Source organism: Burkholderia sp. LA-2-3-30-S1-D2, from assembly GCF_001523915.2.
GTDB classification, from domain to species: Bacteria; Pseudomonadota; Gammaproteobacteria; order Burkholderiales; family Burkholderiaceae; genus Burkholderia; species Burkholderia diffusa.
In genome coordinates this window covers 1,847,003-1,872,068 of sequence record NZ_CP013384.1, presented here as the reverse complement: position 1 = coordinate 1,872,068, position 25,066 = coordinate 1,847,003, and the positions used below count along the sequence as shown (strand labels likewise).

Genomic DNA, 25,066 nt, shown 5'->3' with positions numbered 1-25,066 from the left:
GCCGCGACGGACCGCGTCCGACGCGCATTGCCGCGCCGCGGTTTCCTTCGTGAGCGCGGTCAGCGCATCCCGAGCCGCGCGCGCGCGACCATCAGTGCGACGAGACTCAGCACCGCGCAACCCATCAGGTACAGCGCCGGCGACAGCCGGTTGCCGGTTGCGCTGATCAGCCACGTGATCACGAACGGCGCGAAGCCGCCGAACAGCGTGACGCCCGTGTTGTAGCTGACGGCGAGGCCGGTCGCGCGGGTCTGCGACGGAAACAGTTCGGCCATCAGCGCCGGCAGCGCGCCGCAGTACGTCGCCTTCAGCAGCCCGATCCAGATCAGCGCCGCGAGCATCGTCGCGAACGACGCGTGATGCGTGAGCCACACGAACGTCGGCCACACGGTGGCGAGCATCAGCAAGGCTGCCGCCGTCATCACGCGGATCCGCCCGGTGCGATCGGACAGATGGCCGACCAGCGGCGTGACGAGCGTCAGCACGAAGCCGGTCGCGAGCGTCGCCGCGAAGCCCGTCGACGCGGGCAGTCCGAGCTGTTTGATCGCATACGTCGGCATGTACAGCACCATGTAGTTGATCGCGGTCGAGATCACGAGCACCCCGATCGACAGCAGCACGCGCATCTTCTGGTCCGCGAACAGCTCGCGCACGGGTGCTTCGGAGCGCGCCTGCGTTTTGAACTCGATCCCCTCGTCGACGTAGCGGCGGATGTAGAGCCCCACCGGGCCGATCGCGAGACCGAAGAGGAACGGCACGCGCCACCCCCAGCTTTCGAGTTGCGCGACGCTCAGCGTCGATGTCAGCAGCGCACCGAAGCCCGATGCCAGTAGCGTCGCGAGGCCCTGGCTCGCGAACTGCCAGCTCGACATGAAGCCGCGCCGCTGCGGCGCGTGTTCGACGAGGAACGCGGTCGAGCTCGCGAATTCGCCGCCGGCGGAAAAGCCCTGCATCAGCCGCGACAGCATGATCCCGAGCGGTGCGAGGATGCCGATCGATGCATAGGTCGGCATCAGCGCGATCAGCAGCGTGCCGGCCATCATCATCCCGATCGACAGCAGCAGCGACGCCTTGCGGCCCGCGCGGTCCGCGTAGGCGCCGAGCACGAAGCCGCCGATCGGCCGGATCAGGTAGGACAGCCCGAACGTGCCGAGCGTGAGCAGCAGCGACGTCGCCTCGCTCGTCGTGGGGAAGAACAGCTTGGCGATCGTCACCGCGAAAAAGCCGTAGACGATCAGGTCGAACCATTCGAGCGCATTGCCGATCGACGCGGCGAAGATGATGCGCCGGATCTTCGCGGCGCTGGGTCGCGCGGCGTCCTGCGAGGTCAGGGTGGTCGTATTCATCGTGTGAGCAGGTCTCGAGAAAGGGGCAAAGCGCGTTACAGGGCGGCGCCGGCCGCGGCGGGTGCCGCGTGGCGAACAGGCGGCGCGGCCTCGCCGAGATCCCAGAAGAGGCCGGCCATCATCTGCAGTCCCTCGCGCACGACGCTCGCGAGCAAGTGCTCGTCGGGCGCGTGCTGCGAGCACGCCGGATACGAGTGCGGCACCCACAGCGTCGGCAGCCCCAGCGTATCGGCGAATACTTCGTTTGGCAGCGTGCCGCCGAGGTTCGGCAGGATCGCGGGCTTCTTGCCGGTCGTGCGCGCGAGCGACGCGACAGCCCAATGGACCCACGGATCGTCCGGCGACAGGCGCGTCGCCGGCGCGCCGCGTTCGACGTCGATCTCGATGTCGCTGAAGCCGTGCGCATCGAGATGCGCGCGCAGGTGCGCATGCAGCGCTTGCCAGTCAGTGCCGACCACGAAACGCAACTGGCAGTGCGCATATGCGACGGGCGGAATCGCATTGACCGGATGGTCGGGATTGCCGGCCTTGAACGCGAGAATTTCGAACGTGTTCCAGCCGAACACGCGCTCGGCGGCGGAGAGGCCCGGCTCGCCCCAGTCCGCGTCGAGCGCCGGATCGCCGGGGCCGCCGCCGACGGACAGGTCGGCGAGCGCGGCGCGCACGGCGGCCGGGATCGGAGGCGGGCGCAGCCCGGCGACACGGATCGCACCGCGCGCGTCGACCAGGCTCGCGAGCGCATTCGCGAGCACGGTCGCCGGGTTGCGCAGCAGGCCGCCCCAGTTGCCCGAGTGATGGCCGCCGTCGCGTGCGCGCAGGCTGAGCGTGAAGTTGACGGAGCCGCGCGAGCCGAGGAACACGGTCGGACGTTCGGCGGTGACGCGAGGTCCGTCGGATGCGATCAGCACGTCGGCCGCGAGCGCGTCGCGCTCCTGCCGGCACAGCGCGTCGAGGCCCGGAGACCCCGTTTCCTCGCCCATCTCGATCAGCAGCTTCGCGTTGAAGCCGAGCCGGCCGCCCCGCGCGTCAAGCACGCTCGCCAGCGCGGCCAGGTTGATCGTGTGCTGACCCTTGTTGTCGGCACTGCCGCGGCCGTACCAGCGATCGCCGTCGACGGTCAACGTCCACGGCGACAGCGGCGCGCGCCATTGCGCGTCGTAGCCGCGCACGACGTCGCCGTGACCATAGACGAGCACGGTCGGCAGCGCGTCGTCCTCGTGGCGCGACGCCAGCAGGAACGGGCCGCCGCCGTCGACGGGGTTCTCGACGATGCGCGACGTGAAACCCAGACGCGTGGCATCCGGCGCGATCTCGTCGGTCAGGTAGGCGCGCAGCGCGGCGCGCGAGCCGCTGTCCTGGCTTTCGGTGCGCAGGCCGACGCGGCGGCTCAGGGTCGCGAAGACCGCGCCCGATTCGAACTGGTTCAGCGCGTGCTGGATGGCGGCGGTACGGCTCAAGACGTGTCTCCTGTATCGGTTTTCCGGCGGGCGCGGCGCGCAGGGCCGGGAGTGCGATCGATTCTAGAAAGCCGTTTTTTTTGTCACAATGATCGAATTTCGAACATTTCTTTGCCGAAAAGGCAAAGCGGAGCGGCCTGGACGACGGGCCCGGGGACAGAACGATGGCGGTTTTCCTGCATGGGCTTGCGTTGCGGTATTTCGTCGAAGTCGCGCGCACCGGGTCGATCAGCGACGCATCCACGCGGCTGCACGTGGCCGTCTCGGCGATCAGCCGGCAGATTGCGAAGCTCGAGAGCGAGCTCGGCGCGCCGCTGTTCGAGCGCCGGCCGCGCGGGATGGCGTTGTCGGAGGCCGGCGAACGGCTGCTGGGCTTCGCGCAGCGTAGCCTGCTGGAGGCCGAGCATGTGATGAAGGAAATCGGCGGGCTGGAGGCGCTGCACGGCAGCCTGTTGAAGGTCGCCTGCTCGGAGGGGTTCGCGATCGACTTCCTGCCAGGCGTGCTGGCAAGCTTCAAGGCGCGCCACCCGGGCGTCGATTTCTCGGTGTGGGTCGTGTCGCCGGCGGAGGCGACACGGCGCGTGCGCGACGGCGATGCAGACATCGGGCTGACGTTCAGCCTCGCGCCGGAGCAGGGCGTGCGCGTCGAACACACGGAGCGTGCGCCGGTCTTCGCGCTCGTGCGGCGCGACCATCCGCTCGCGGCGCGCGATTCGGTGTCGCTTGCCGATGTCGCGCGGCACCCGCATGTGCTGCCCGAGGCCGGCACGACGGTGCGCCAGCTGATCGACATCGCGTGCGTGCTCGACGGGCTCATGCTCGAGCCGGAACTGACCAGCAACAACACTGCGGTGATGTATCGCTACGCGCAGCGTACCGGCGCCGTGATGTTCACGGGGCTGCTGTCGGTGCGGGACCGTTTCGACGCGGACGGCTTCGTCGCCGTGCCCGTCACGAATCCCCAGTTGCGTGAGCGCAGCATCCAGGTGCAGACGATGGCGGGGCGCGATCTTCCCGCGTCGGTGCGCGCGTTTCGCGACCATCTGATCGACGTGATGAGCAGCGCATCGCCCCCGCCGGTTGCCGTGCGCGGCCCGAGACGCCCGGGCATGAGATAATCGCGAATCCGCCTTCCATTCCCGTGCGGCTCGCCGAGCCGCATCGCCCCTGTTCGACGCCAAATTGAAGAACCTGATTGTCACCCTCGATCGCGCTGGCGAGTTCGACGAGATCATCGACGTGCGCACGCCGCTCGAGTTCGCCGAGGACCATATTCCCGGCGCGATGAACGCGCCCGTGCTCAGCAACGAGGAGCGCGTGATCGTCGGCACGATGTACCGTCAGGTGTCGCCGTACGAAGCGACGCGCGTTGGCGCGGCGATGGTCGCGCGCAACATCGCGCGCCATCTCGACACCACGTTCGCCGACCGTCCGCGCAACTGGCGGCCGTTGATCTACTGCTGGCGCGGCGGCAAGCGTTCGGGTTCGATGACGACCTGGTTCAACCTGATCGGCTGGCAGGCGCGCCAACTCGAAGGCGGGTACAAGGCGTACCGCCGCTCGGTGTGCGCGACGCTCGATACGTTGCCGACGCGGTTTCGCTACATCGTGCTCGTCGGTCACACGGGCTGCGGAAAGACGCGGCTCCTGAACGCGCTGCGCGATGAGGGGGCACAGACGCTCGATCTCGAGGCGCTCGCGTGTCACCGTGGCTCGCTGCTCGGTGCGCTGCCGGGTGTGCCGCAGCCGACGCAGAAGTCCTTCGATTCGGGGCTCGTCGGTACGCTCGAGCGTTTCGACCCCGCTTGGCCCGTGTTCGTCGAATCGGAAAGCCGCAAGATCGGGCTCGTGCAGCTGCCGCTCGCGTTGCTGGACGCGTTTCGCGCGGGGCCGTGGGTGCAGGTCGAGGCGGCGCATGACGAACGTATCGCTTTCCTGCTCGAAGACTACGCCCATCTGTTCGATGAACCGGCCACGTTCAAGTCGCAGCTCGATCGACTGATCGGCCTGCATAGCCGTGAAGAGGTCGCGCGCTGGAACGCACTGATCGACGCGAACGAGCGCACCGAACTGTTCCGCACGCTGATCGACAAGCATTACGATCCTGCGTATGCACGCACCTATCGTTCGTCGTACGACAAACCGAACCGCGTGCTGACGTTCACGTTCCGGCCGAATGCGGCCGACGGGCGCCAGCAGGCGCGCGCGCTGCTCGACGCGCTCGCGCTGGCCGGGCTGCCGGCATCGCCCGCTGCCGGCGCGGCGGCGCGAGCCGACACCGACAACAACCCTACGACCACCACACGATGACGACCACACGCCCTCAACCCAGTCCAGCGCTCGGCTGGATGACCTTCCTGCTGATCGCGGTCGCGGGACTGTTCTACGTGAAATGGTTCCCGTATTACAACAAGGCGTTCGTCGCCGCCGTGCATCATTCGATCGGCCAGTCGATCCTGATGGGCACGTCGGCAAGCGCTCCCGAGCCGTCGCTGAAGGCGGCGCTCGACTACGCGTGGGCGTACGGCAAGGCGATCTGGCAGGCCATGGTGCTCGGCCTGCTGCTCGGTTCGGCCGTGCAGGCGCTGCTGCCGGCACACTGGGTTGCGCGTGCGCTCGGCCGCACGGGCTTCGGCAGCGTCGCCGCGGGCGGCCTGCTTTCGCTGCCCGGCATGATGTGCACGTGCTGCGCGGCGCCGGTCGTCGCGGGCCTGCGCGCGCGGCACGCGTCGCCGGGCGGCGCGGTCGCGTTCTGGCTCGGCAACACGGTCCTGAATCCGGCCGCGCTGGTGTTCATGGGCTTCGTGCTCGGCTGGCACTGGAGCGCGCTGCGGCTCGTGCTCGGCGTCGCGATGGTATTCGGGATCGGCTATCTGCTGAACCGTGTCGCGCGCCCCGAGGACCGCAGCGTCGACGATGCGCAATTCGCCGCGCTGGCAGCCGAGCAGGCCGCCGCGGGCAATCCGTTCGTCCGCTGGATGAAGCTGCTCGCACGCATGGCCGTGCGGCTCGTGCCCGAATACATCGTGCTCGTGCTGCTGCTCGGCGCGGCGCGCGCGTGGCTGTTCCCGCATATCGGCCCGGACATCGGCAATCATCTCGGCTGGATCATCGCGTTCGCGGTCGCGGGCACCTTGTTCGTGATCCCGACGGCCGGCGAGGTGCCGATCATCCAGGCGATGCTGTCGCTCGGCATGGGCGTCGGCCCGGCTGCCGCGCTGCTGATGACGCTGCCGCCGATCAGCGTGCCGTCGCTCGCGATGCTCGCGCGTTCGTTCAAGCCCTACATGCTGGCGATCGTCACGGGCCTCGTCGTCGTGTTCGGGATCGTGAGCGGGCTGCTCGCGATCGCATTCGGGTTCTGACGGACACGCGGGCGGGAAGGCGAGCGGGCCTGCGCGATGGCTGCCGTGCCGCGCGCCGACCGATTCCGCCGCGCGACGGCCGTATTCATCCGGCGCCGCCGCTTCACGCGTGCGGTGCCCTTTACAAGAAGCAAACAGGAAAACGCATGACCCAACCGAAGATTCATCCTCGACTCGAAAAGGCGCTGACGCGCGGCGATCTCGCGATCCGCCAGGCCAATTCCGCGCGGGCGACTGCCGTGCTGAACGCGCTCGGCACGATGATCATCGAAGCCTCCGCCACGATCGGCGTCGAGGCCAGCATCGACATTCCGCAAGGCGACCGCATTTACGATCCGGTGAACGGCCTGTGGCCGCAGAAGATGCTGGTGTCGTTCGACGGTCCGGTCGACGAGGCCGACGCGGAAGAACTGCGCGCGGTCTATCTCGTCGCCGACGATCCGGGAACGCAGTTCCGCGTCGAATGGCACCGTGCTGACGGCAAGCTCGGCCGCCACGAAGGCGGTCCGCTGGCGACCGTCGCATTCCTGACCGACGTCGAGATCCCGTGGAGCGACGACGACGAGTAACGTCGTCGCCATTTCCTCGCAGCATCGAGCGGGCGCCGTGCGCGCCAGCCGTCAGCGCATCATCCGCCGCCGGAACAGCCACGCGGAGACCACGAATCCGCCGACCGCGTAGCCGGCGAGCACCGCGAGATGCAGGCCGACGTCCGTCGCCGGCCGGCCGAGCATCGCGGGGCGGATGAGTTCGACCGCGTTCGCGAGCGGCAGCAAGTGTGCCGCGTGCTGCGCGACCGGCGGCAACTGCGTGATCGGGAAGAATACCCCCGACAGCAGCAGCATCGGCGTCAGCACGAGCGTCTGATAGAACATGAAGAAGTCGTAGGACGGCGCGAGCGCGGTGACGATCATCGCCGTGCTCGCGAACGCGAGGCCGGCGAGTGCGATCACGGGCAGTGCCGCGAGCATCGACGGAAACCGCGCATAGCCGAGCAGTCCCGCGACGAGCATGATCGCGACGCCGGACAGCAGCGCCTTGCTTGCGCCCCAGACAATCTCCCCGAGCACGATGTCGCCCAGCGCGAGCGGCGTATGCATGATCGCTTCCCAGGTGCGCTGCACGTGCATTCGCGAGAAGCCCGAATACATCGATTCGAAGCTCGCGGACATCATCACGCTCGAACTGACCGTGCCGGCCGCGAGGAACGCGATATACGACACACCGTCGACGTGGCCGAGCATCAGGCCGAGCCCGAACCCCAGCCCGAACAGGTAGATCATCGGATCGGCGAGATTGCCGAACAGCGAGGCGAGCGCGAGCTTGCGCCACACGAGGTAGTTGCGTCGCCACACGGCAATCCAGTTGGTGGCATTCGCGGGCAGCGCGATCGCGAAGCGTGATTCGCGTGGCGGTGCGGACGGCGCGGCGGCGGAATAGTTGCGTACGTCCATGATCGATCAGTCCTGCATTTCGCGGCCCGTGAGCCGCAGGAACACGTCCTCCAGATTGGCCGGACGGTGCAGATAACGCAATCCCGTGCGACCCTTGAGTCGCGCACTGAGCGGCTCGGGATCGGTCACGTAGCAGAACAGCGTCTCACCGCTGATCTCGGTGTGCTTCGCGAACGGCGCCAGTTCGTCGCGCAGCGCGACCGGGTCGAGCCCGTAGATCTCGATCACGTCGCAGCCGATCTCCGATTCGATCAGCGCGTGCGGCGCGCCTTCGGCGATCTTGCGGCCTTCCTCGATCACGCACAGCCGGTCGCACAGGCGCTCGGCTTCTTCCATGAAATGCGTGGTGATCAGGATCGTCTTGCCGCGGGCGAGCAGCGACCGCAACCGCTCCCACATCAGGTGCCGCGCCTGCGGATCGAGGCCCGTCGTCGGCTCGTCGAGCACCAGCACGTCGGGATCGTTGACGAGCGCGCGTGCGAGCGTCAGACGGCGCTTCATGCCGCCCGACAATTCGCCGACCTTCGCATCCGCCTTGTTTTCCAGCTTCGCGAATTCGAGCAGTGGTTGCACGAGCGCGCGTGCGGCGTGTGCCGACATTCCGAAATAGCGGCTGAACACGAGCAGGTTCTCGCGGACCGTGAAGTCGGGGTCGAGGTTGTCGAACTGCGGGACGACACCGACGCGCTGGCGCGCATGCCGTGCGCGTGACGGAACCGGCTCGCCGCAAAGTGAAATGGTGCCGGCGTCGGGATACGCAAGGCCGAGCAGCATCTTCAGCGTCGTGGTCTTGCCGGCGCCATTCGGCCCGAGCAGGCCATAGCATTCGCCGGCCTGCACGTGGAAGGACAAATCGTTGACGACGAGCTTGTCGCCATAGCGCTTTTCGACGTTCCGGAAATCGATCGGTGCAACGGACATGGGCAGGTTGTCGTTGTAAGCGGACGCGGACGCGTTTCGCGGCCGGTCGGACGGGCATGCCGGCTGGCGAACGGATCGGGTGAATGCGTGTCACATGGGCATGACCGAGGCGAACGCGCGTCGACGGCACGGACGGGCCATTCTAGTGCATCGGCTGCGTCTCTTCAGGGCAGGCTCGCGCGACACGGTGCATGCGCGCACGGATCGTGCACCGCATCATCGCCGACGCGCCCCGCGTGGCGAATCAGCGTTTTCCATCCCTTGCGTCCGGAATTGCGGCGCACCATGATGAGTGCATAGGGTACGAAGTCGCGATAGGGAGGTCTCATGGCTAGCTACAACAAGATTCTGCTTTGCTACGACGGCACGCTCGAAGGACGCAAGGCATTGCGGTGCGGTGCCAATCTTGCGCTGGACCTGAAGGCGGAAACGCATTTGCTGTCGGTCGTCGACATGCGCTCGAGCATCGCGCAAAGCGCAGGGCTGCTGACCGACGTCGCGTGCGGCCGCTTCGAGGAAACGGCGCGCGAGATACTGCAGGAAGGCGTGAACTGGCTGCGCGAGCGCGGCGTTCAGGCGGAAGGCCATTTCGCATTCGGCTATCCGATCGACGAAATCGCGAACCTCGCGACGGAATTGAAGGCCGACCTCGTCGTCGTCGGCCATCGGTGCCGCAGCGGGTTGTCGAGATGGTGGATGGGTTCGGGCAACACGCAACTGCTCGATCGCGTGAACTGCAGCATTCTGGTCGCATGTTCGTCGGCGGAAGAGCAAAAGGCCGAGATCGCACGCGAACGCGAAGCGGCCACCGCGAGCGGCAAGTGACGCAACGATTGTGTGGCCGGCCGGGTCGTATCGCGATTCGCGCCGGTCACGCGCAGTGCCGCTAGCGGCATCCACGCCGATTGCGGCCGCTCAGGCGTGCAGGTCGATCGCGGACAGCTTCCACGAAAACAAGCCGAAGCGGTGGAAGATCGCCGCATAGCGCGTGCCGTCCGCGCTGCGCTGGTAGGTCACGACAAATTCATCGATATTCCGGTAGCCGGCGCTCGTTTGCCGCGGATGGGCCGCCTCGCCGGGGCTGGCCGGTGCGGGGGCGGTGGCTGGCGCAGATGCGGCGGAGGCGGTGGCATTGCTGGCCGGTACGGGGGCGCTCGCCGGATTGACCGGCGGCGCGGCCGGTGCATTGTCAGGCGTAGCGCCTGACGGCGGGCCCGACCATTCGGGCGGTCGTTCGCCCGGATTGCCGCGCGGGGGAATGCCGCTCATCAGCGCCGCTACACCTTCCGGTGTCGCATAGGCATCGACCAAGGGGCCGATCAACGCAGATCCGATCAGCGCGCCAATCACCGCGAACGGATTGTCCTTCTTCACTGCGTCGATTCGGCGCATCAACTCTTCCGTGACCTGCTGCTTCAGGCTGATGCGCAGCGACGGAAAATCGACATACTCGCTGACCGCTTGCGCATCGCGCGCATCGATCGCCGATTTCAGGCGACCGAGCGCGACGTACGGCGATGCGTACGCATAACCGATCGCCACCAGGACGGCGATGGCCAGCACGACGATCAGCAATGGCTTGAGCCGCCACGCGCGGCCCGAAGATCCAGTCACGATGCCTCCGGTGCGGACACGTTCCGCAATCAGAGACCGCCGTGCGTGGCCGATCGTTCCTCGGCGATGCAGCGATCGATCATCCGGCACACGGCACCGATCGTCCCGACCATGATCAGGCGCGACCGGCCGTGATAGACGCGCACGGGCGCACGGCGCGCCGGTTCCGCGTGATTCAGGCCGCCATTCAGCGAGACCCGCGCGAATGCGGGAAGTGCTGACGGCAGCAGCGACGCCTGCCGTTCAACTGCGACTTCTTGGCTCACCACGGGCGCCGCGGCGGACAGCGGCGCGCAGGGCGTGCGGCCGCGCAGGTGACGCAGGCGGCCGAATTGACGGAAAGGCAGCAGACGGGAAAGGCGTTCCATGATGTTCTCCTCAGCGAGACCGATTGTCAGAGTTCGCCCGAGCGGATCAGCCCGACGGCGATGCCTTCCAGCGCGAACTCCGCGCTGCCGGCCTTGACGAAGATATTTTCGTAATCCGGGTTCTCCGCGATCAGCTCGAGGCCGCCGGGCCGGCGCATCAGGCGCTTGACCGTGACGTCGTCGCCGAGACGCGCGACGATGATCTGGCCGTCCTTCGCTTCCGTGCGCTTCTGCACGGCGAGGAGGTCGCCGTCGAGAATGCCGGCGTCGCGCATCGACAGGCCGCGCACCTTCAGCAGGTAATCGGGCTTGCTGGTGAACAGCGCGGGATCGCACGCGTAATGATGCGAGATGTGCTCCTGCGCGAGGATCGGGCTACCGGCCGCGACGCGGCCGACGAGCGGCAGCGACAGTTGCATCAGGCCGGCGTGCGGCAGCGTGAACTGGTGCGGGGCGTCGTCGATGCCGAGCAGGCGGATGCCGCGCGACGCGCCGGCGGCCAGCTCGATCACGCCCTTGCGCGCCAGCGCACGGAGGTGTTCCTCGGCCGCGTTCGGCGAGCTGAAACCCAGCTCTGCCGCAATTTCGGCGCGCGTGGGCGGGAAACCGGAGCGCTCGATCGCGCGGCGGATCAAGTCGAACACTTGCTGCTGACGGGCGGTGAGTTTGGTCATGGCTGAACTGTATGGATAGACAGTGAGCTGTATTTTTATACAGTACTTCGCGAATTTCAAGTGTTACTTGAGGTTCGACGCGATCACGCCGGTTCCGGCGCGATTTCACGACGTCCGGACGCCGGTTTGTCTGCCGCAACCGTCCGTCCCGTCTGCGTTAGCACTTTTGAGTATTAAAAAATGAAGAACGATTATTTTTAATCATGTAACCCGTTCGTTAGACTGGCCCGACATCGCAATACAGGCAACACTGGAGAACCAAGGATGGGCAAGCGCAATACGGGGTTGGTGGGCGGAGCGGGCCGCCTGATCGCAACACTCGCGCTGGGCGCGGCGGCGGCGCTGGGCGTCGCGACGCACGCCCAGGCCGATGTGACGTTCCTGAACGTGTCCTACGACCCGACGCGTGAGCTGTATCAGGACTTCAATCAGGCGTTCGGCAAGGAGTGGAAGGCGAAGACGGGCGAGACCGTCAACTTCAAGCAGTCGCACGGCGGCTCGGGCGCGCAGGCGCGCTCGGTGCTCGACGGCCTGCAGGCCGACGTCGTGACGCTTGCGCTCGCCTACGACATCGACGCGCTCGCCAACAAGGGCCTTGTCAACAAGGGCTGGCAGAAGCGCCTGCCCGACAACGCATCGCCGTACACGTCGACGATCGTGTTCCTCGTGCGCAAGGGCAATCCGAAGGGGATCAAGGACTGGGACGACCTGACCAGGCCGGGCGTCTCGATCGTCACGCCGAACCCGAAGACGTCGGGCGGCGCGCGCTGGAACTACCTGGCCGCGTGGGCGTATGCGGTGCACAAGCCGGGCGGCAACGAGCAGACGGCGAAGGAATTCGTCACGAAGCTGTACAAGAACGCGGGCGTGCTCGATTCCGGCGCGCGAGGCGCGACGACGAGCTTCGTTCAGCGCGGAATCGGCGACGTGCTGATCGCATGGGAAAACGAGGCATTCCTGTCGGTCAAGGAATTCGGTACCGACAAGTTCGAGATCGTCGTGCCGTCGGTGAGCATCCTGGCCGAGCCGCCCGTCGCGGTGGTCGACAAGGTGGTGGACAAGAAGGGCACGCGCAAGCTGGCCGACGCATACCTGAACTTCCTGTACAGCCCGCAGGGCCAGGAGATCGCGGCGCGCAACTACTACCGGCCGCGTTCGAAGAACGTGCCGGCGGAGCTGACGAAGCAGTTCCCGAAGCTGAAGCTGTACACGGTCGACGACACGTTCGGCGGCTGGACGAATGCGCAGAAGACGCATTTCGCGGACGGCGGTGTGTTCGATTCGATCTACAAGCCGCAGTAACGCGACGCAGCAAGCCATAACGACAGTGGCGCGCCACGAGAGCGCGCCGCATCCCCGACGGGCCGCCGGCGCACTGCATCGCGCCGGCGGTTTGCGTCGGACCCATGAGCAGCATCGACCCAGCAAGAGCATCCGATGACGACGTACACCTTTCGCAAGCCGAGCGCGCTGCCCGGTTTCGGCGTGACGCTCGGCATCACGGTGGCTTATTTGAGCCTCGTGGTGCTGATTCCGCTCGCCGCCACGTTCATGAAGACCGCGACGCTGTCGTGGGACCAGTTCGTCACCGCCGTCACGTCGCCGCGCGTGCTCGCGTCGTACCGGCTGACGTTCTCCGCCGCGCTCGGCGGCGCGCTGATCAACGCCGTGTTCGGCTTTCTCGTCGCGTGGGTGCTCGTGCGCTACACGTTCCCGTTCAAGCGCCTCGTCGATGCGATCGTCGACCTGCCGTTCGCGCTGCCGACGTCGGTCGCCGGCATCTCGCTTGCCGCCGTCTATGCGACCAACGGCTGGGTCGGCCTGTATCTCGCGCCGTTCGGCATCAAGATCGCGTTCACGCCGGTCGGCGTGCTGGTGGCGCTGACCTTCATCGGGCTGCCGTTCGTCGTGCGCACCGTGCAGCCGGTGCTCGAGGATTTCGAGCGCGAGCAGGAAGAGGCCGCAGCGTGCCTCGGCGCATCGCGCTGGCTGACGTTCCGCCGCGTCGTGCTGCCGGCCGTGCTGCCGGCGCTGCTCACCGGCTTCGCGCTGGCGTTCGCGCGCGCGCTCGGCGAGTACGGGTCGGTCATCTTCATCGCCGGCAACGTGCCAATGAAATCCGAGATCACGTCGCTGCTGATCATCACGAAGCTCGAGCAGTACGACTATGCGGGCGCGACCGCGCTGGCGGTCGTGATGCTGGTCGCGTCGTTCCTGATGCTGCTGCTGATCAACTCGCTGCAGTGGTATCTGCAACGCCGCACGAGCAAGGGCGCGAGCGGCCCCGCGCCGGCGACCGTCACCGTCGCCGCCGGAGCAGGAGGCCAGCAATGAACGAGGAGGCCACCGTCGTGCTGAAAACCCCGCCGTCGGCCGCGCAAGGCCGTGCCGCGAATCGGCTCGACCCCGTCAGCGAGCCGCGCGCCGTGCGCTGGCTGCTGATCGGCGTCGCGCTGGCGTTCCTCGCGTTCTTCCTCGTCGTGCCGCTCGCCGCGGTGTTCTTCGAGGCGCTGCGCAAGGGCGTCGGCTTCTATCTCGAATCGCTCGCCGATCCCGACGCCTGGTCGGCGATCAAGCTGACGCTGACCGTCGCCGTGATCGCAGTGCCGTTGAACCTCGTGTTCGGCGTATGCGCATCGTGGGCGATCGCGAAGTTCGAATTCCGCGGCAAGGCGTTGCTGACCACGCTGATCGACCTGCCGTTCTCCGTGTCGCCGGTGATCTCGGGTCTCGTCTACGTGCTGCTGTTCGGCGCGCAGGGCTGGCTCGGGCCGTGGCTGCAGGATCACGACGTGCAGATCATCTTCGCGGTGCCGGGCATCGTGCTCGCGACGATCTTCGTCACGTTTCCGTTCGTCGCGCGCGAGCTGATCCCGCTGATGCAGGCGCAGGGCACCGACGAGGAAGAGGCCGCGCGCGTGCTCGGCGCGTCGGGCTGGCAGATCTTCCGGCGCGTGACGCTGCCGAACGTGAAGTGGGGCCTGCTGTACGGCGTGATCCTGTGCAATGCGCGGGCGATGGGCGAATTCGGTGCGGTGTCGGTCGTGTCCGGCCACATTCGCGGCGTGACCGACACGATGCCGCTACACGTCGAGATCCTGTACAACGAATACAACTTCGCGGCGGCGTTCGCGGTGGCGTCGGTGCTGGCGTTGCTCGCGCTCGTCACGCTCGCGCTGAAGCTGCTCGCCGAACGTCACCTCGCCGCCGAACTGGCCGGCGCACGCGACGACGTTCCCGCTCATGCCGGCCCCGTCGCCGCCATTTCGTCGAAATCGTAAAGAGGCAACCAGAATGGGTATCACCGTCCGTCACCTTCAGAAGCGCTTCGGCGATTTCACCGCGCTCGACAACGTATCGCTCGACTTTCCGCAGGGCGAGCTCGTCGCGCTGCTCGGGCCGTCCGGCTGCGGCAAGACCACGCTGCTGCGCGTGATCGCGGGCCTCGAGCACGCGGACGCCGGCCAGGTCGTGCTGCAGGGGCTCGACGTCGCGTCGGTCGGCGCGCGCGATCGCCAGGTCGGCTTCGTGTTCCAGCATTACGCGCTGTTCCGCCACATGACCGTGTTCGAGAACGTCGCGTTCGGGCTGCGCGTGAAGCCGCGCCGCGAGCGGCCGTCGGAAGCCCTGATCCGCGACAAGGTGCACGAACTGCTGAAGCTCGTGCAGCTCGACTGGCTCGCGCAGCGCTATCCGTCCGAGCTGTCGGGCGGCCAGCGCCAGCGGATCGCGCTGGCCCGCGCGCTCGCGGTCGAGCCGAAGGTGTTGCTGCTCGACGAGCCGTTCGGCGCGCTCGACGCGAAGGTGCGCAAGGAACTGCGCGGCTGGCTGCGCCGCCTGCACGACGACCTGCACATCTCGACGATCTTCGTCACGCACGACCAGGAGGAAGCGCTGGAAGTGGCCGACCGGATCGTCGTGCTGAACCGCGGTCACGTCGAGCAGGTCGGCAGCCCGCAGGATGTGTACGACCATCCGCAAAGCGCGTTCGTCTACGAGTTTCTCGGCGCGGCGAACCGGTTGCCGGGCACGGTCGCCGGGCGCGGCTTCGTCGCCGAGGGCGCCGCTGCGCCGATCGAGGTCGACGCCGACTTCGCGGGCCCCGCGAACGCGTACGTGCGGCCGCACGACCTGCAGCTTTGGCCGGCAGGCGAAGGGCATCGGGACGGCATCGCGGTGGACGTGCGCCGCGTGATCCCGCTCGGCGGCTCGGTGCGGGTCGAACTCGAGGCGCGCACGTGCGGCGCGCTCGAAGCGGAGCTCGATCGCGATGCGTGGCGTGCGCTCGCGCTGCAGGTCGGCGACGGCGCGACGGCCGTGCCGCGCGCGGTTCGCGTATTTCCCGCACACTGACGCCCTCACCCGGTAATGAGAGGAGGGCGGATACCGCTCCGGATCGACATTCGAACAACGACAGCCCAAGAGGCAAACCCATGAATTTTCAGCAATTGCGTTTCGTGCGCGAAGCCGTGCGCCAGAACATGAACCTGACGGAAGTCGCAAACGTTCTGTACACGTCGCAGTCGGGCGTGTCGAAGCAGATCAAGGATCTCGAGGATGAACTGGGCGTCGACATCTTCATCCGGCGCGGCAAGCGGCTCACGGGGCTCACGGAGCCGGGCAAGGCCGTGCACCAGCTGATCGAGCGGATGCTGCTCGATGCGGAGAACCTGCGCCGCGTCGCGCGCCAGTTCGCGGACCAGGACAGCGGTCACCTCGTCGTCGCGACGACCCACACGCAGGCGCGCTATGCGCTGCCGAAGGTGATCCGCCAGTTCACCGACGTGTTCCCGAAGGTGCATCTCGCGCTGCGCCAGGGCAGCCCGCAGCAGATCGCGCAAATGATCCTGAACGGCGAAGCCGATCTCGGCATCTCGACCGAGGCGCTCGATCGCTATCCGGATATCGTCACGTTCCCGTGCTATTCGTGGCACCACACGGTGGTCGTGCCGAAGGGGCATCCGCTCGTCGGCCGCGAAAACCTGACGCTCGACGAAATCGCCGAGTACCCGATCATCACGTATGACCAGGACTTCACGGGCCGCTCGCACATCGACCAGGCGTTCGCGCAGGCCGGCGCCGTGCCCGACGTCGTGCTGACCGCGATCGACGCGGACGTGATCAAGACCTACGTCGAGCTCGGGATGGGGATCGGCGTCGTCGCGGCGATGGCCTTCGATCCGCAACGCGACACCGGGCTCGTCGCGCTCGACACGCAGCACCTGTTCGAGGCGAGCACGACGCGCGTCGGGTTGCGCAAGGGCGCGTTCCTGCGCGCGTATGCATACCGGCTGATCGAGATGTTCGCGCCGCACCTGAACGAAGCCGAAATCGCCGGGCTGCTGCGCGAAGCGGTCTGATCGAGCAAGCGATGTTTCGGGGGCGCGGCAGGCCCCCGCAGGGCGGCCGCGACGAAGCGGCGCCGCCGCACCCGGTGTAACGCGCCGCAATCGGAGCGCGCAATCGCGCGCTCCGAATAAACCCTTAAATATTGATCAGACGGGTTGCGCGTCGACCCGAAACGGTACAGCATAGCCCTCACCCCGCCGGCGTCCCCGCCGGCGGTGGCGCGTCGACGACAGCACGCGCCAGGCAGTCGGCCGTCTGCCTCGCTTCCATTCCGTGGTACCGACAAGCAGCATCGATGGCCAATGCCCGGGTAGTGTGGCGCAAACGTTTGCTCGCATTAAAACAACAGTCCGGCCCGTCGGGCCAGTCGCCAGGAGATATGTATGAATGTCCGCTTTCGCCGTCGCTTCCTGACCGCCGCGCTTGCCGCCGTCGCGGTCGCTGCCGCACCGGCCGTCCATGCCCAATCCGCAGGCAAGCCGAAGGTCGCGCTCGTGATGAAGTCGCTTGCCAACGAGTTCTTCCTGACGATGGAAAACGGCGCGAAGGAATACCAGAAGCACAACGCCGGCCAGTTCGACCTGATCACGAACGGGATCAAGGACGAGACCGACACCGCGAACCAGATCCGCATCGTCGAGCAGATGATCGTGTCGAAGGTCGATGCGATCGTGCTCGCGCCGGCCGATTCCAAGGCGCTCGTGCCGGTCGTGAAGAAGGCGGTCGACGCGGGCATCATCGTCGTGAACATCGACAACCGGCTCGATCCCGACGTGCTGAAGTCGAAGAACCTGAACGTGCCGTTCGTCGGCCCCGACAACCGCAAGGGCGCGCGCAAGATCGGCGACTACCTCGCCAAGCGGCTGAAGGCGGGCGACCAGGTCGGCATCATCGAAGGCGTGTCGACGACCACCAATGCGCAGCAGCGCACGGCCGGCTTCCAGGATGCGATGAAGGCGGGCGGGATGAAGGTCGTGTCGGTGCAGTCGGGCGAATGGGAGATCGACAAGGGCAATGCGGTCGCGTCCGCGATGCTGAACGAATACCCGAACCTGCGGGCGCTGCTGTGCGGCAACGACAACATGGCGATCGGAGCCGTGTCGGCCGTGCGGGCGGCGGGCAAGCAGGGCAAGGTGCTCGTGGTCGGCTACGACAACATCAACGCGATCAAGCCGATGCTGAAGGACGGCCGCGTGATCGCGACCGCCGACCAGTACGCGGCGAAGCAGGCCGTATTCGGCATCGACACGGCGCTCAAGGCGATCGCCGAGCATCGCAAGCAGGCCGACATGACCGGCGTGGTCGAGACGCCGGTGGATCTCGTGACGAAGTGACGCCGCGCCGGTGCGGCCGCCGCCCTCAAGAATCCGGCGCGGCGGCCGTTATCCGGTGTGAGCGCGATCACGGCCACTGCATGCACATGCACTAGTGAGCGTCATACCCGCGCGCCGCGTGCGCGCGGCCGCAACCAGGATCGCGATGGAACCGACCTTCCAACCCTCCCGTTCAGCTGTTCCCGTGCTGTCCGTCTCCGGCGTGGGCAAGACCTACGCCGAACCCGTGCTCGCCGACGTCACGCTGATGCTCGCGCCGGGTGAGGCGCTCGCGCTGACGGGCGAGAACGGCGCAGGAAAGAGCACGCTGTCGAAGATCATCGGCGGGCTCGTCGACCCGACGACCGGCACGATGCAGCTCGGCGGCCAGGCCTATGCGCCGGCGAGCCGCACGCAGGCCGAGGCGCTCGGCGTGCGCATGGTGATGCAGGAGCTGAACCTGCTGCCGACGCTGACGGTTGCCGAAAACCTGTTTCTGAACCGTCTGCCGCGGCGCTTTGGCATCATCGATCGCGCGCGGCTGCGCGACGATGCGCGTGCCGCGATGGCGCAGGTCGGGCTCGATGCGGTCGACCCCGATACGCCGGTCGGCGCGCTCGGCATCGGCCACCAGCAGATGGTCGAGATCGCGCGCAACCTGATCGGCGACTGCCGCGTGCTGATCCTCGACGAGCCGACCGCGATGCTGACCGCGCGCGAGGTCGAACTGCTGTTCGAGCAGATCGACCGGCTGAAGGCGCGCGGTGTGGCGATCGTCTACATCTCGCACCGGCTCGAGGAGCTCGCGCGCGTCGCCGAGCGCGTCGCGGTGTTGCGCGACGGCCGGCTCGTGCATGTCGGCGACATGGCCGCGACGACGTCCGACGGGCTCGTCACGCTGATGGTCGGGCGCGAGCTCGGCGAGCACATCGATCTCGGCGCGCGCCATATCGGCGCGCCGCGACTCGTCGTGTCGGGCATGACGCGCGGCACGGCCGTGCAGGACGTGTCGCTCGAAGTGCGCTCGGGCGAGATCTTCGGCATCTCGGGGCTGATCGGCGCGGGGCGCACCGAGCTGCTGCGGCTGATCTACGGCGCGGATACGCCGGACGCCGGGATGATCGCGGTCGGCGATCCGCTGAAACCGGCACACATCGGCTCGCCCGTCGACGCGGTGAGGCACGGCATCGCGCTGATCACCGAGGACCGCAAGGGCGAAGGGCTGCTGCTGTCGCAGTCGGTCACGTCGAACGTGTCGCTCGGCCAGCTCGACCGGCTCGCGCGCGGCGGCATCGTTGATACGACGCGCGAGACGGCGCTCGCCGAGCGGCAGATCGACGCGTTGCGGATCCGCACGCACGGCGCCGCGCAGGTGGTCGGCGAACTGTCGGGCGGCAACCAGCAGAAGGTCGTGATCGGCCGCTGGCTCGCACGCGACATGGGCGTGCTGCTGTTCGACGAACCGACCCGCGGGATCGACGTCGGCGCCAAGTTCGAGATCTACACGCTGATGGGCGCCCTCGCGCGCGAGGGCCGTGCGCTGGTGGTCGTATCGAGCGACCTGCGCGAGCTGATGCTGATCTGCGACCGGATCGGCGTGATGTCGGCCGGCCGCATGACCGCCGTGTTCGAACGCGGCAACTGGACCCAGGATGCGCTGCTGGCCGCGGCGTTCGCCGGCTTCGGCCGCGAAGCGCTGCCGGACGGCGTGCGGCATCCGGATGCGGAAGGCGCACCGCGCGCGGCTTCCGGCACTTCGACCACAGGACGACAGCAATGACCCAGCCTCCCGTATCCCCGAGCGACGCAGGCGCGCAGCAGACCGTGACGGGGCGCCGCGCGCGTACGCTGTCCGGCACGCGGCTCGGCGTGTCGAACTATCTCGGGCTCGCCGGCGCGCTCGCCGCGATGATCGCGCTGTTCTCGGCGCTGAGTTCGCATTTTCTGAACTACGATACGTTCAGTACGATCGCGAACCAGATCCCCGATCTCGTCGTGATGTCGGTGGGGATGACCTTCGTGCTGATCATCGCCGGCATCGACCTGTCGGTCGGCTCGGTGCTCGCGCTGGCCGCGTCGATGGTCAGCGTGGCCGCGCTGAAATGGCAGTGGGGGCCGCTGCCGGCCGCGCTGATCGGGATCGCGGTCGCGACCGCGACGGGCTCGCTGACGGGCGCGATTACGGTCGGCTGGCGGATTCCGTCGTTCATCGTGTCGCTCGGCGTGCTCGAGGCCGCGCGCGGCGTCGCATACCAGCTGACGAATTCGCGCACGGCCTACATCGGCGACGCGTTCGATTTCCTGTCGAATCCGATCGCGCTCGGCATCTCGCCGGCGTTCCTGATCGCGGTCGCGGTGATGATCGCGGCACAGTTCGTCCTCACGCGCACCGTGTTCGGACGCTATCTCGTCGGGATCGGCACGAACGAAGAGGCGGTACGGCTTGCCGGGGTTAACCCGCGTCCGTATAAAATCCTCGTATTCGCATTGATGGGCGCGCTCGCCGGGCTCGCGTCGCTGTTCCAGATCTCGCGGCTCGAGGCCGCCGATCCGAACGCGGGCGCGGGCGTCGAGCTGCAGGTGATCGCAGCCGTCGTGATCGGCGGCACGAGCCTGATGGGCGGGCGCGGCTCGGTGATCAGCACGTTCTTCGGCGTGTTGATCATCTCCGTGCTGGCCGCGGGGCTGGCGCAGATCGGCGCGAACGAGCCGACCAAACGGATCATCACCGGGGCGGTGATCGTGGTCGCGGTCGTGCTCGACACGTATCGCAGCCGGCGCGCGCGCGCGCGATAGAACTACTACACGGAAAGCAGACCAGAGAGAAACGGGAAATGGCGACGATCAAGGATGTGGCAGCCATGGCGGGCGTGTCGTTTACGACCGTCTCGCACGTGGTGAACAATTCGCGGCCGGTGTCCGCGGATGTGCGTGCGAAGGTCGAGGGTGCGATCCGCGAGCTGAATTACGTGCCATCGGCCGTGGCGCGCTCGCTGAAGGCGCGCTCGACGGCGACCATCGGCCTCGTCGTGCCGAACAGCACGAATCCGTACTTCGCGGAGCTTGCGCGCGGCATCGAGGACCAGTGCGCGGCCAACGGCTATTGCGTGTTCTTCTGCAACTCGGACGACGATCCCGTGAAGCAGCGCAACTACCTGCGCGTGCTGCAGGAAAAGCGCATCGACGGGCTGATCGTCGCATCGGCCGGCGAGGACGCGGTGCTCGCGCAGACACTCGCGGACGCGCATGCGCCGCTCGTCGTCGTCGACCGCAACATCGAGGGGCTTGCGGCCGACCTCGTGCAGATCGACCACGAACGTGGTGCCTACCTGGCGACGCGTCACCTGCTCGAACTCGGGCACGCGAAGATCGGCTGCATCACCGGGCCGACCGACACGGCCGTCAGCGCGATGCGCGTGCACGGCTTCATCCGCGCGATGGCCGAGCGCGGGATCGACATCGTGCCGGGCGCGATCGCGGAAAGCGATTTTTCGTGCCTCGGCGGCTACCACGCGGCATCGCGGTTGTTCGAGTCGGTGCATCCCAGCGCGATTTTCGCGGGCAACGACCTGATGGGCGTCGGCGCGCTGCGCGCGGCGGCCGAGCGCGGCATGCGCGTGCCGGACGACTGCTCGATCATCGGCTTCGACGACATCGAATTCTCCCGTTACACGTACCCGGCGCTGTCGACGGTCGGCCAGTCGGTGCGCGCGCTCGGCGAAATGGCCGCGCAAACGCTGATCGAGCGCATCGGCGGCGGTTCGACGGCTGCGCCGAGCCGTCGTCGCGTCGTGTCGCCGCGTCTCGTGCTGCGCGAATCGACGGCGATCTACCGCGAGCCGGCCGCGCCGGGCGGCCGCCCATGACGGCGAGTACGGCGGGCGCCGGCCGCGTGACGGTGGTCGGCAGCCTCAACATGGATCTCGTCGTGCGTGCGCCGCGGCTGCCGCTGCCAGGCGAAACGCTTGCCGGGCATGAATACGCGCAGGCGGCGGGCGGCAAGGGCGGCAACCAGGCCGTCGCGGCGGCGCGGCTCGGCGCGCAGGTCGTGATGATCGGCTGCGTCGGCGCGGATGCGCACGGTACCGCGCTGCGGGCCGGCCTAGAGGCCGAAGGCATCGACTGTTCGCGGCTCGCGACGAGCGCGTCGGCGTCGACCGGTGTCGCGCTGATCGTCGTCGACGACGCGAGCCAGAACGCGATCGTGATCGTCGCGGGCGGCAATGGCGAAGTGACGACCGATACGGTGGCGCGGCACGAGGCCGCGCTCGCCGCGACCGACGTGCTGATCTGCCAGCTCGAGACGCCGCCGGACGCCGTGTTCGCGGCGCTGTCGGCCGGGCGGCGGCTCGGCCGCATCGTGGTGCTCAATCCGGCACCGGCCGTCGCGCCGCTGCCGGACGGCTGGCTGCCGCTGGTCGATTACCTGATTCCGAACGAAGTGGAGGCGGCCGCGCTGACCGGGCTACCGGTGCGCAATCCGGCCGAGGCGGAAGCCGCAGCGCGTGCGCTGCACGCGGCCGGCGCGCGCAACGTGCTGATCACGCTCGGCGCGCGCGGCGTGTGCGCGCTGACGGCCGACGGCGCGGCGCGCCATTATCCGGCACCCGTCGTCAAGGCCGTCGACACGACCGCGGCCGGCGATACCTTCATCGGCGGATTCGCCGCGCGGCTCGCGGCAGGTGAGGCCATCGACACGGCCATCCGCTTCGCGCAACGCGCAGCGGCGTTGTCGGTCACGCGCGCAGGCGCGCAGCCGTCGATTCCCACCCTCGCCGAGCTGGCCGAATAGGGCTGGATCGCGCCTCTCGGCCGGCGCGTGCGGAAGCAGGCGCCGGCCATCTCCCCCGATTGCACCATCACGATGCTTGCCACACGATTTCGCGAGGCAGGCCTGCGATGCTTCGGCCCTATTGTTCGGAAATTTGCAATTAACCGACGAATTGATGAAAAAATTGACGTGAATACCATCAAGCTGCGCAGCATCCGGTCGTAAATACATCAGGACGAAACACCGTTTCGAAAAAACGGGCCTTGCCCGTTCATGACGACGCAATACAGGAAGAATGATGGTGATCGGAAACCTGACGATACGTGCACGCATCGGTTTGACGATGGCGTTTCTCGCGGTACTGCTGGGCGTGATCGGCGTGCTGGGCGTGTACGGGATGACGCGCGCGAACGACGCGACGCGCGAGATTTTCACGAACCAGATGCCGAGCGCGGTCGACGTGGCCGTTGCCGAAATGTACGCGGCGCGCGAGCGTCTAGCGCTCGATCGCGCCGCGCTGCTGGCGGGGACACCCGACTCGGCTGCCGCGGTGGAGCGGAGCCGCGCGATGCGCGCGCAGTCCGATGCGTGGTGGAAAAAGTACCTCGTGCTGCCGCGCGATGCGGAGGAGGACCGGCTCGCGCAGGACGTGTCCGCGAAGCGGCAGGCGCTACAGCGCAGTTGCGACACGTTCGGAGGCCTTGTCGCGACGGGCGACCACGACCGGATCGGCGATGGCGCCAAGCAGCTCCAGGTGCTTTACAACGATCTCGCGGTTGCGAGCGAGGCGCTGCGCAATTTCCAGTTCAGCACCGCGCAGTCGGGCTTCGATCATTCGGAATCGACGTTCGAAACGCTGCGCTTGCTGTCGATCGTCCTGCTGGCGGCTGGTCTGGTTGCCGCGGTGCTGTCTTGGTTGACGCTCAGTCGTGCGATCGGCCGTCCGCTCGCGGACGCGCTCGCGCATTTCGACGCGATCGCCGCGGGCGACCTGCGCCGCTCGATCGTGGTGCATCGGCGCGACGAAATGGGCCAGCTCCTCGACGGTCTCGGGAAAATGCAGCGCGGGCTGGTCGACACGGTGCGCACCGTGCGCGGCGGCAGCGAATCGATCGCGACCGCGGCCCGCCAGATCGCCGCCGGCAACATCGACCTGTCGTCGCGCACGGAGGAGCAGGCGTCCGCGCTGCAGGAAACCGCATCGAGCATGGAGCAACTGACCGGCACCGTGAAGCAGAACGCGGACAACGCGCGGCAGGCAAGCGCGCTGGCCGCGAACGCGTCGGAGATTGCAAACAAGGGAAATACGGTGGTCGGCCAGGTGGTCGGCACGATGGGCGAGATCAACGACAGCTCGGCGAAGATCGCGGACATCATCGCGATCATCGAGGGCATCGCCTTCCAGACCAACATTCTGGCGCTGAACGCGGCCGTCGAAGCCGCGCGCGCCGGCGAGGAAGGCCGCGGCTTCGCGGTCGTCGCGGGTGAGGTGCGCAGCCTCGCGCAGCGCTCGTCGAGCGCGGCCAAGGAGATCAAGGCGCTGATCGACGCGTCGGTGGAGCGTATCCGGACGGGTTCGACGCTGGTCGACGAAGCGGGCCGCACGATGAGCGACGTGATCGGTGCGGTGCAGCGCGTGACGGACATCATGGGCGAGATCGCGGCGGCGTCCGAGGAGCAGAGCGGCGGCATCGACCAGGTCGCGCGCGCGGTCGCGCAGATGGACGAGGTCACGCAGCAGAACGCCGCGCTCGTCGAGGAGGCGGCGGCCGCCGCGCAATCGCTCGATGAGCAGGCCGCGCGCCTGCGCGAAACGGCGTCGGTGTTCCGGATCGATGACGACGCGGCCGGGCCGGTCGTCGCCGCTGCGCGCCAGGCGCCGCGCTCGGTGGCCGCACCGGCTGTCGTGCAGGCTGTCGTGCCGGCTTCGCCGCCCGCACCATCCGGGGCGCGCAACGACCGCGATGCAGCACCGAAGCGCGCGGCACCGGCTCGCAAGCCGGCGGCCGCGGCCGCTGCACCCGCACCGGTGGCTGCGTCTGCCGGCGCTGACGACTGGGAAACGTTCTGAGTCGCGCGCGCCGCGCATCTATCCCCATTTGGCAGCAGACGAGGCAGCACACGACGCCCGCGACATGCGGGCGTCGTCGTTTCGACGGCCGATGAAATGTGACAGCGCGCGTGAACGTGCGTGCGTCGCCACGCGCGTTGCATGTGCGCATCCGCGCTACGGGTATCTCCGGACGATGCGAAAAAAATTTGTAACGGTGCGCGCGGCGTGTCGTCGAAAACGTCTGCTCGAACGTATAGGGATGAAGGGGGGAGTGAAGGGCGAGGCGACGACGGCGGAGGCATCCAACGTACGAGATGTTCCGATGCTCGACGAGACGCGGCGGATGCAGTTTCTGCGGCTCGGGAGATCGATTGTAAAGCG

23 protein-coding genes are annotated in these 25,066 nt (G+C 67.6%); 16 read left to right on the top strand and 7 right to left on the bottom strand.

All coding sequences use genetic code 11. The annotated features are described in order from the left end of the window. Positions 1-59: 59 nt before the first annotated feature. Together WS66_RS21380 and WS66_RS21375 are read right to left on the bottom strand one after the other, a co-directional pair. Positions 60-1,346 carry an MFS transporter gene (locus WS66_RS21380; protein ID WP_059606633.1) on the bottom strand — a complete coding sequence of 429 codons (1,287 nt, stop codon included), beginning with the start codon at positions 1,344-1,346 and terminating at the stop codon, positions 60-62. A 35-nt stretch (positions 1,347-1,381) separates the two neighbouring features. Next, positions 1,382-2,803: a M20 family metallopeptidase gene (locus WS66_RS21375; protein WP_059606634.1), complete on the bottom strand. Its 1,422-nt coding sequence runs from the start codon at positions 2,801-2,803 to the stop codon at positions 1,382-1,384. Positions 2,804-2,967: 164 nt separating this feature from the next. Between WS66_RS21375 and WS66_RS21370 the strand changes: the two genes are divergently transcribed. The 4 genes from WS66_RS21370 (at position 2,968) to WS66_RS21355 (ending at position 6,737) form a co-directional block, all read left to right on the top strand. Continuing rightward, positions 2,968-3,921: a LysR family transcriptional regulator gene (locus WS66_RS21370; protein ID WP_059606636.1), complete on the top strand. Its 954-nt coding sequence runs from the start codon at positions 2,968-2,970 to the stop codon at positions 3,919-3,921. A gap of 64 nt (positions 3,922-3,985) precedes the next feature. Next, the gene (gene mnmH / locus WS66_RS21365; protein ID WP_059606638.1) at positions 3,986-5,113 is read left to right on the top strand and encodes a tRNA 2-selenouridine(34) synthase MnmH; all 1,128 of its coding nucleotides are present in this window, start codon (positions 3,986-3,988) and stop codon (positions 5,111-5,113) included. Next, positions 5,110-6,168 (top strand): permease, encoded by a 1,059-nt coding sequence (locus WS66_RS21360; protein ID WP_059606640.1) that lies wholly within the window; start codon positions 5,110-5,112, stop codon positions 6,166-6,168. The genes mnmH and WS66_RS21360 overlap by 4 nt, the downstream gene beginning before the upstream one ends. A 146-nt stretch (positions 6,169-6,314) precedes the next feature. Further along, on the top strand, positions 6,315-6,737 hold the full coding sequence (locus tag WS66_RS21355; protein WP_059449632.1) for a hypothetical protein: 423 nt from the start codon (positions 6,315-6,317) through the stop codon (positions 6,735-6,737). A gap of 51 nt (positions 6,738-6,788) precedes the next feature. On the opposite strand, the gene WS66_RS21350 is transcribed toward WS66_RS21355, so the two are convergent. Further along, complete coding sequence (locus WS66_RS21350) at positions 6,789-7,622, bottom strand: ABC transporter permease (RefSeq protein WP_059606648.1); 834 nt, start codon at positions 7,620-7,622, stop codon at positions 6,789-6,791. Positions 7,623-7,628: 6 nt separating this feature from the next. Then, on the bottom strand, positions 7,629-8,543 hold the full coding sequence (gene nodI / locus WS66_RS21345; protein ID WP_059606650.1) for a nodulation factor ABC transporter ATP-binding protein NodI: 915 nt from the start codon (positions 8,541-8,543) through the stop codon (positions 7,629-7,631). Between the two features lie 327 nt (positions 8,544-8,870). Here nodI and WS66_RS21340 point away from each other — a divergent pair, with 327 nt between their 5' ends. Next, complete coding sequence (locus WS66_RS21340; RefSeq protein ID WP_044843612.1) at positions 8,871-9,368, top strand: universal stress protein; 498 nt, start codon at positions 8,871-8,873, stop codon at positions 9,366-9,368. 90 nt (positions 9,369-9,458) lie between these two features. Here the strand turns inward: WS66_RS21340 and WS66_RS21335 are convergent, their stop codons facing one another. Genes WS66_RS21335 through lexA form a run of 3 tightly spaced genes read right to left on the bottom strand, consistent with a single transcriptional unit; the run spans position 9,459 to position 11,199 of the window. Then, the gene (locus WS66_RS21335; RefSeq protein WP_059606651.1) at positions 9,459-10,157 is read right to left on the bottom strand and encodes a DUF2939 domain-containing protein; all 699 of its coding nucleotides are present in this window, start codon (positions 10,155-10,157) and stop codon (positions 9,459-9,461) included. 29 nt (positions 10,158-10,186) lie between these two features. After that, on the bottom strand, positions 10,187-10,525 hold the full coding sequence (locus tag WS66_RS21330; protein WP_059606653.1) for a hypothetical protein: 339 nt from the start codon (positions 10,523-10,525) through the stop codon (positions 10,187-10,189). Between the two features lie 26 nt (positions 10,526-10,551). After that, positions 10,552-11,199: a transcriptional repressor LexA gene (lexA, locus tag WS66_RS21325; RefSeq protein WP_059606655.1), complete on the bottom strand. Its 648-nt coding sequence runs from the start codon at positions 11,197-11,199 to the stop codon at positions 10,552-10,554. A 264-nt stretch (positions 11,200-11,463) separates the two neighbouring features. On the opposite strand from lexA, the gene WS66_RS21315 reads away from it, so the two are divergent. The 11 genes from WS66_RS21315 (at position 11,464) to WS66_RS21265 (ending at position 24,703) form a co-directional block, all read left to right on the top strand. Next, entirely contained in the window at positions 11,464-12,501 is a 1,038-nt protein-coding gene (locus tag WS66_RS21315) for a sulfate ABC transporter substrate-binding protein (RefSeq protein WP_059606657.1), read from the top strand. Between the two features lie 135 nt (positions 12,502-12,636). Then, positions 12,637-13,533 (top strand): sulfate ABC transporter permease subunit CysT, encoded by an 897-nt coding sequence (gene cysT / locus WS66_RS21310; RefSeq protein WP_059606659.1) that lies wholly within the window; start codon positions 12,637-12,639, stop codon positions 13,531-13,533. After that, a complete protein-coding gene (gene cysW / locus WS66_RS21305; protein WP_059606662.1) occupies positions 13,530-14,480 on the top strand; it encodes a sulfate ABC transporter permease subunit CysW in 951 nt (316 codons plus the stop codon). Before cysT ends, cysW begins: the two co-directional genes overlap by 4 nt. A gap of 13 nt (positions 14,481-14,493) precedes the next feature. Beyond that, positions 14,494-15,552 carry a sulfate/molybdate ABC transporter ATP-binding protein gene (locus tag WS66_RS21300; RefSeq protein ID WP_059606663.1) on the top strand — a complete coding sequence of 353 codons (1,059 nt, stop codon included), beginning with the start codon at positions 14,494-14,496 and terminating at the stop codon, positions 15,550-15,552. Positions 15,553-15,632: 80 nt separating this feature from the next. Then, a complete protein-coding gene (locus tag WS66_RS21295) occupies positions 15,633-16,559 on the top strand; it encodes a CysB family HTH-type transcriptional regulator (protein ID WP_059606665.1) in 927 nt (308 codons plus the stop codon). 372 nt (positions 16,560-16,931) lie between these two features. Beyond that, positions 16,932-17,882 carry a sugar ABC transporter substrate-binding protein gene (locus tag WS66_RS21290; RefSeq protein WP_059606671.1) on the top strand — a complete coding sequence of 317 codons (951 nt, stop codon included), beginning with the start codon at positions 16,932-16,934 and terminating at the stop codon, positions 17,880-17,882. 145 nt (positions 17,883-18,027) lie between these two features. Continuing rightward, positions 18,028-19,641: a sugar ABC transporter ATP-binding protein gene (locus tag WS66_RS21285; protein ID WP_059606673.1), complete on the top strand. Its 1,614-nt coding sequence runs from the start codon at positions 18,028-18,030 to the stop codon at positions 19,639-19,641. After that, complete coding sequence (locus WS66_RS21280) at positions 19,638-20,657, top strand: ABC transporter permease (protein ID WP_059606675.1); 1,020 nt, start codon at positions 19,638-19,640, stop codon at positions 20,655-20,657. Before WS66_RS21285 ends, WS66_RS21280 begins: the two co-directional genes overlap by 4 nt. Before the next feature lie 38 nt (positions 20,658-20,695). Continuing rightward, positions 20,696-21,727 (top strand): LacI family DNA-binding transcriptional regulator, encoded by a 1,032-nt coding sequence (locus WS66_RS21275; protein WP_059606677.1) that lies wholly within the window; start codon positions 20,696-20,698, stop codon positions 21,725-21,727. Next, positions 21,724-22,653, top strand: a complete 930-nt coding sequence (gene rbsK / locus WS66_RS21270) for a ribokinase (protein WP_059606680.1) — start codon at positions 21,724-21,726, stop codon at positions 22,651-22,653. The genes WS66_RS21275 and rbsK overlap by 4 nt, the downstream gene beginning before the upstream one ends. Before the next feature lie 277 nt (positions 22,654-22,930). Beyond that, on the top strand, positions 22,931-24,703 hold the full coding sequence (locus WS66_RS21265) for a methyl-accepting chemotaxis protein (protein ID WP_059606938.1): 1,773 nt from the start codon (positions 22,931-22,933) through the stop codon (positions 24,701-24,703). Positions 24,704-25,066: the final 363 nt, after the last annotated feature.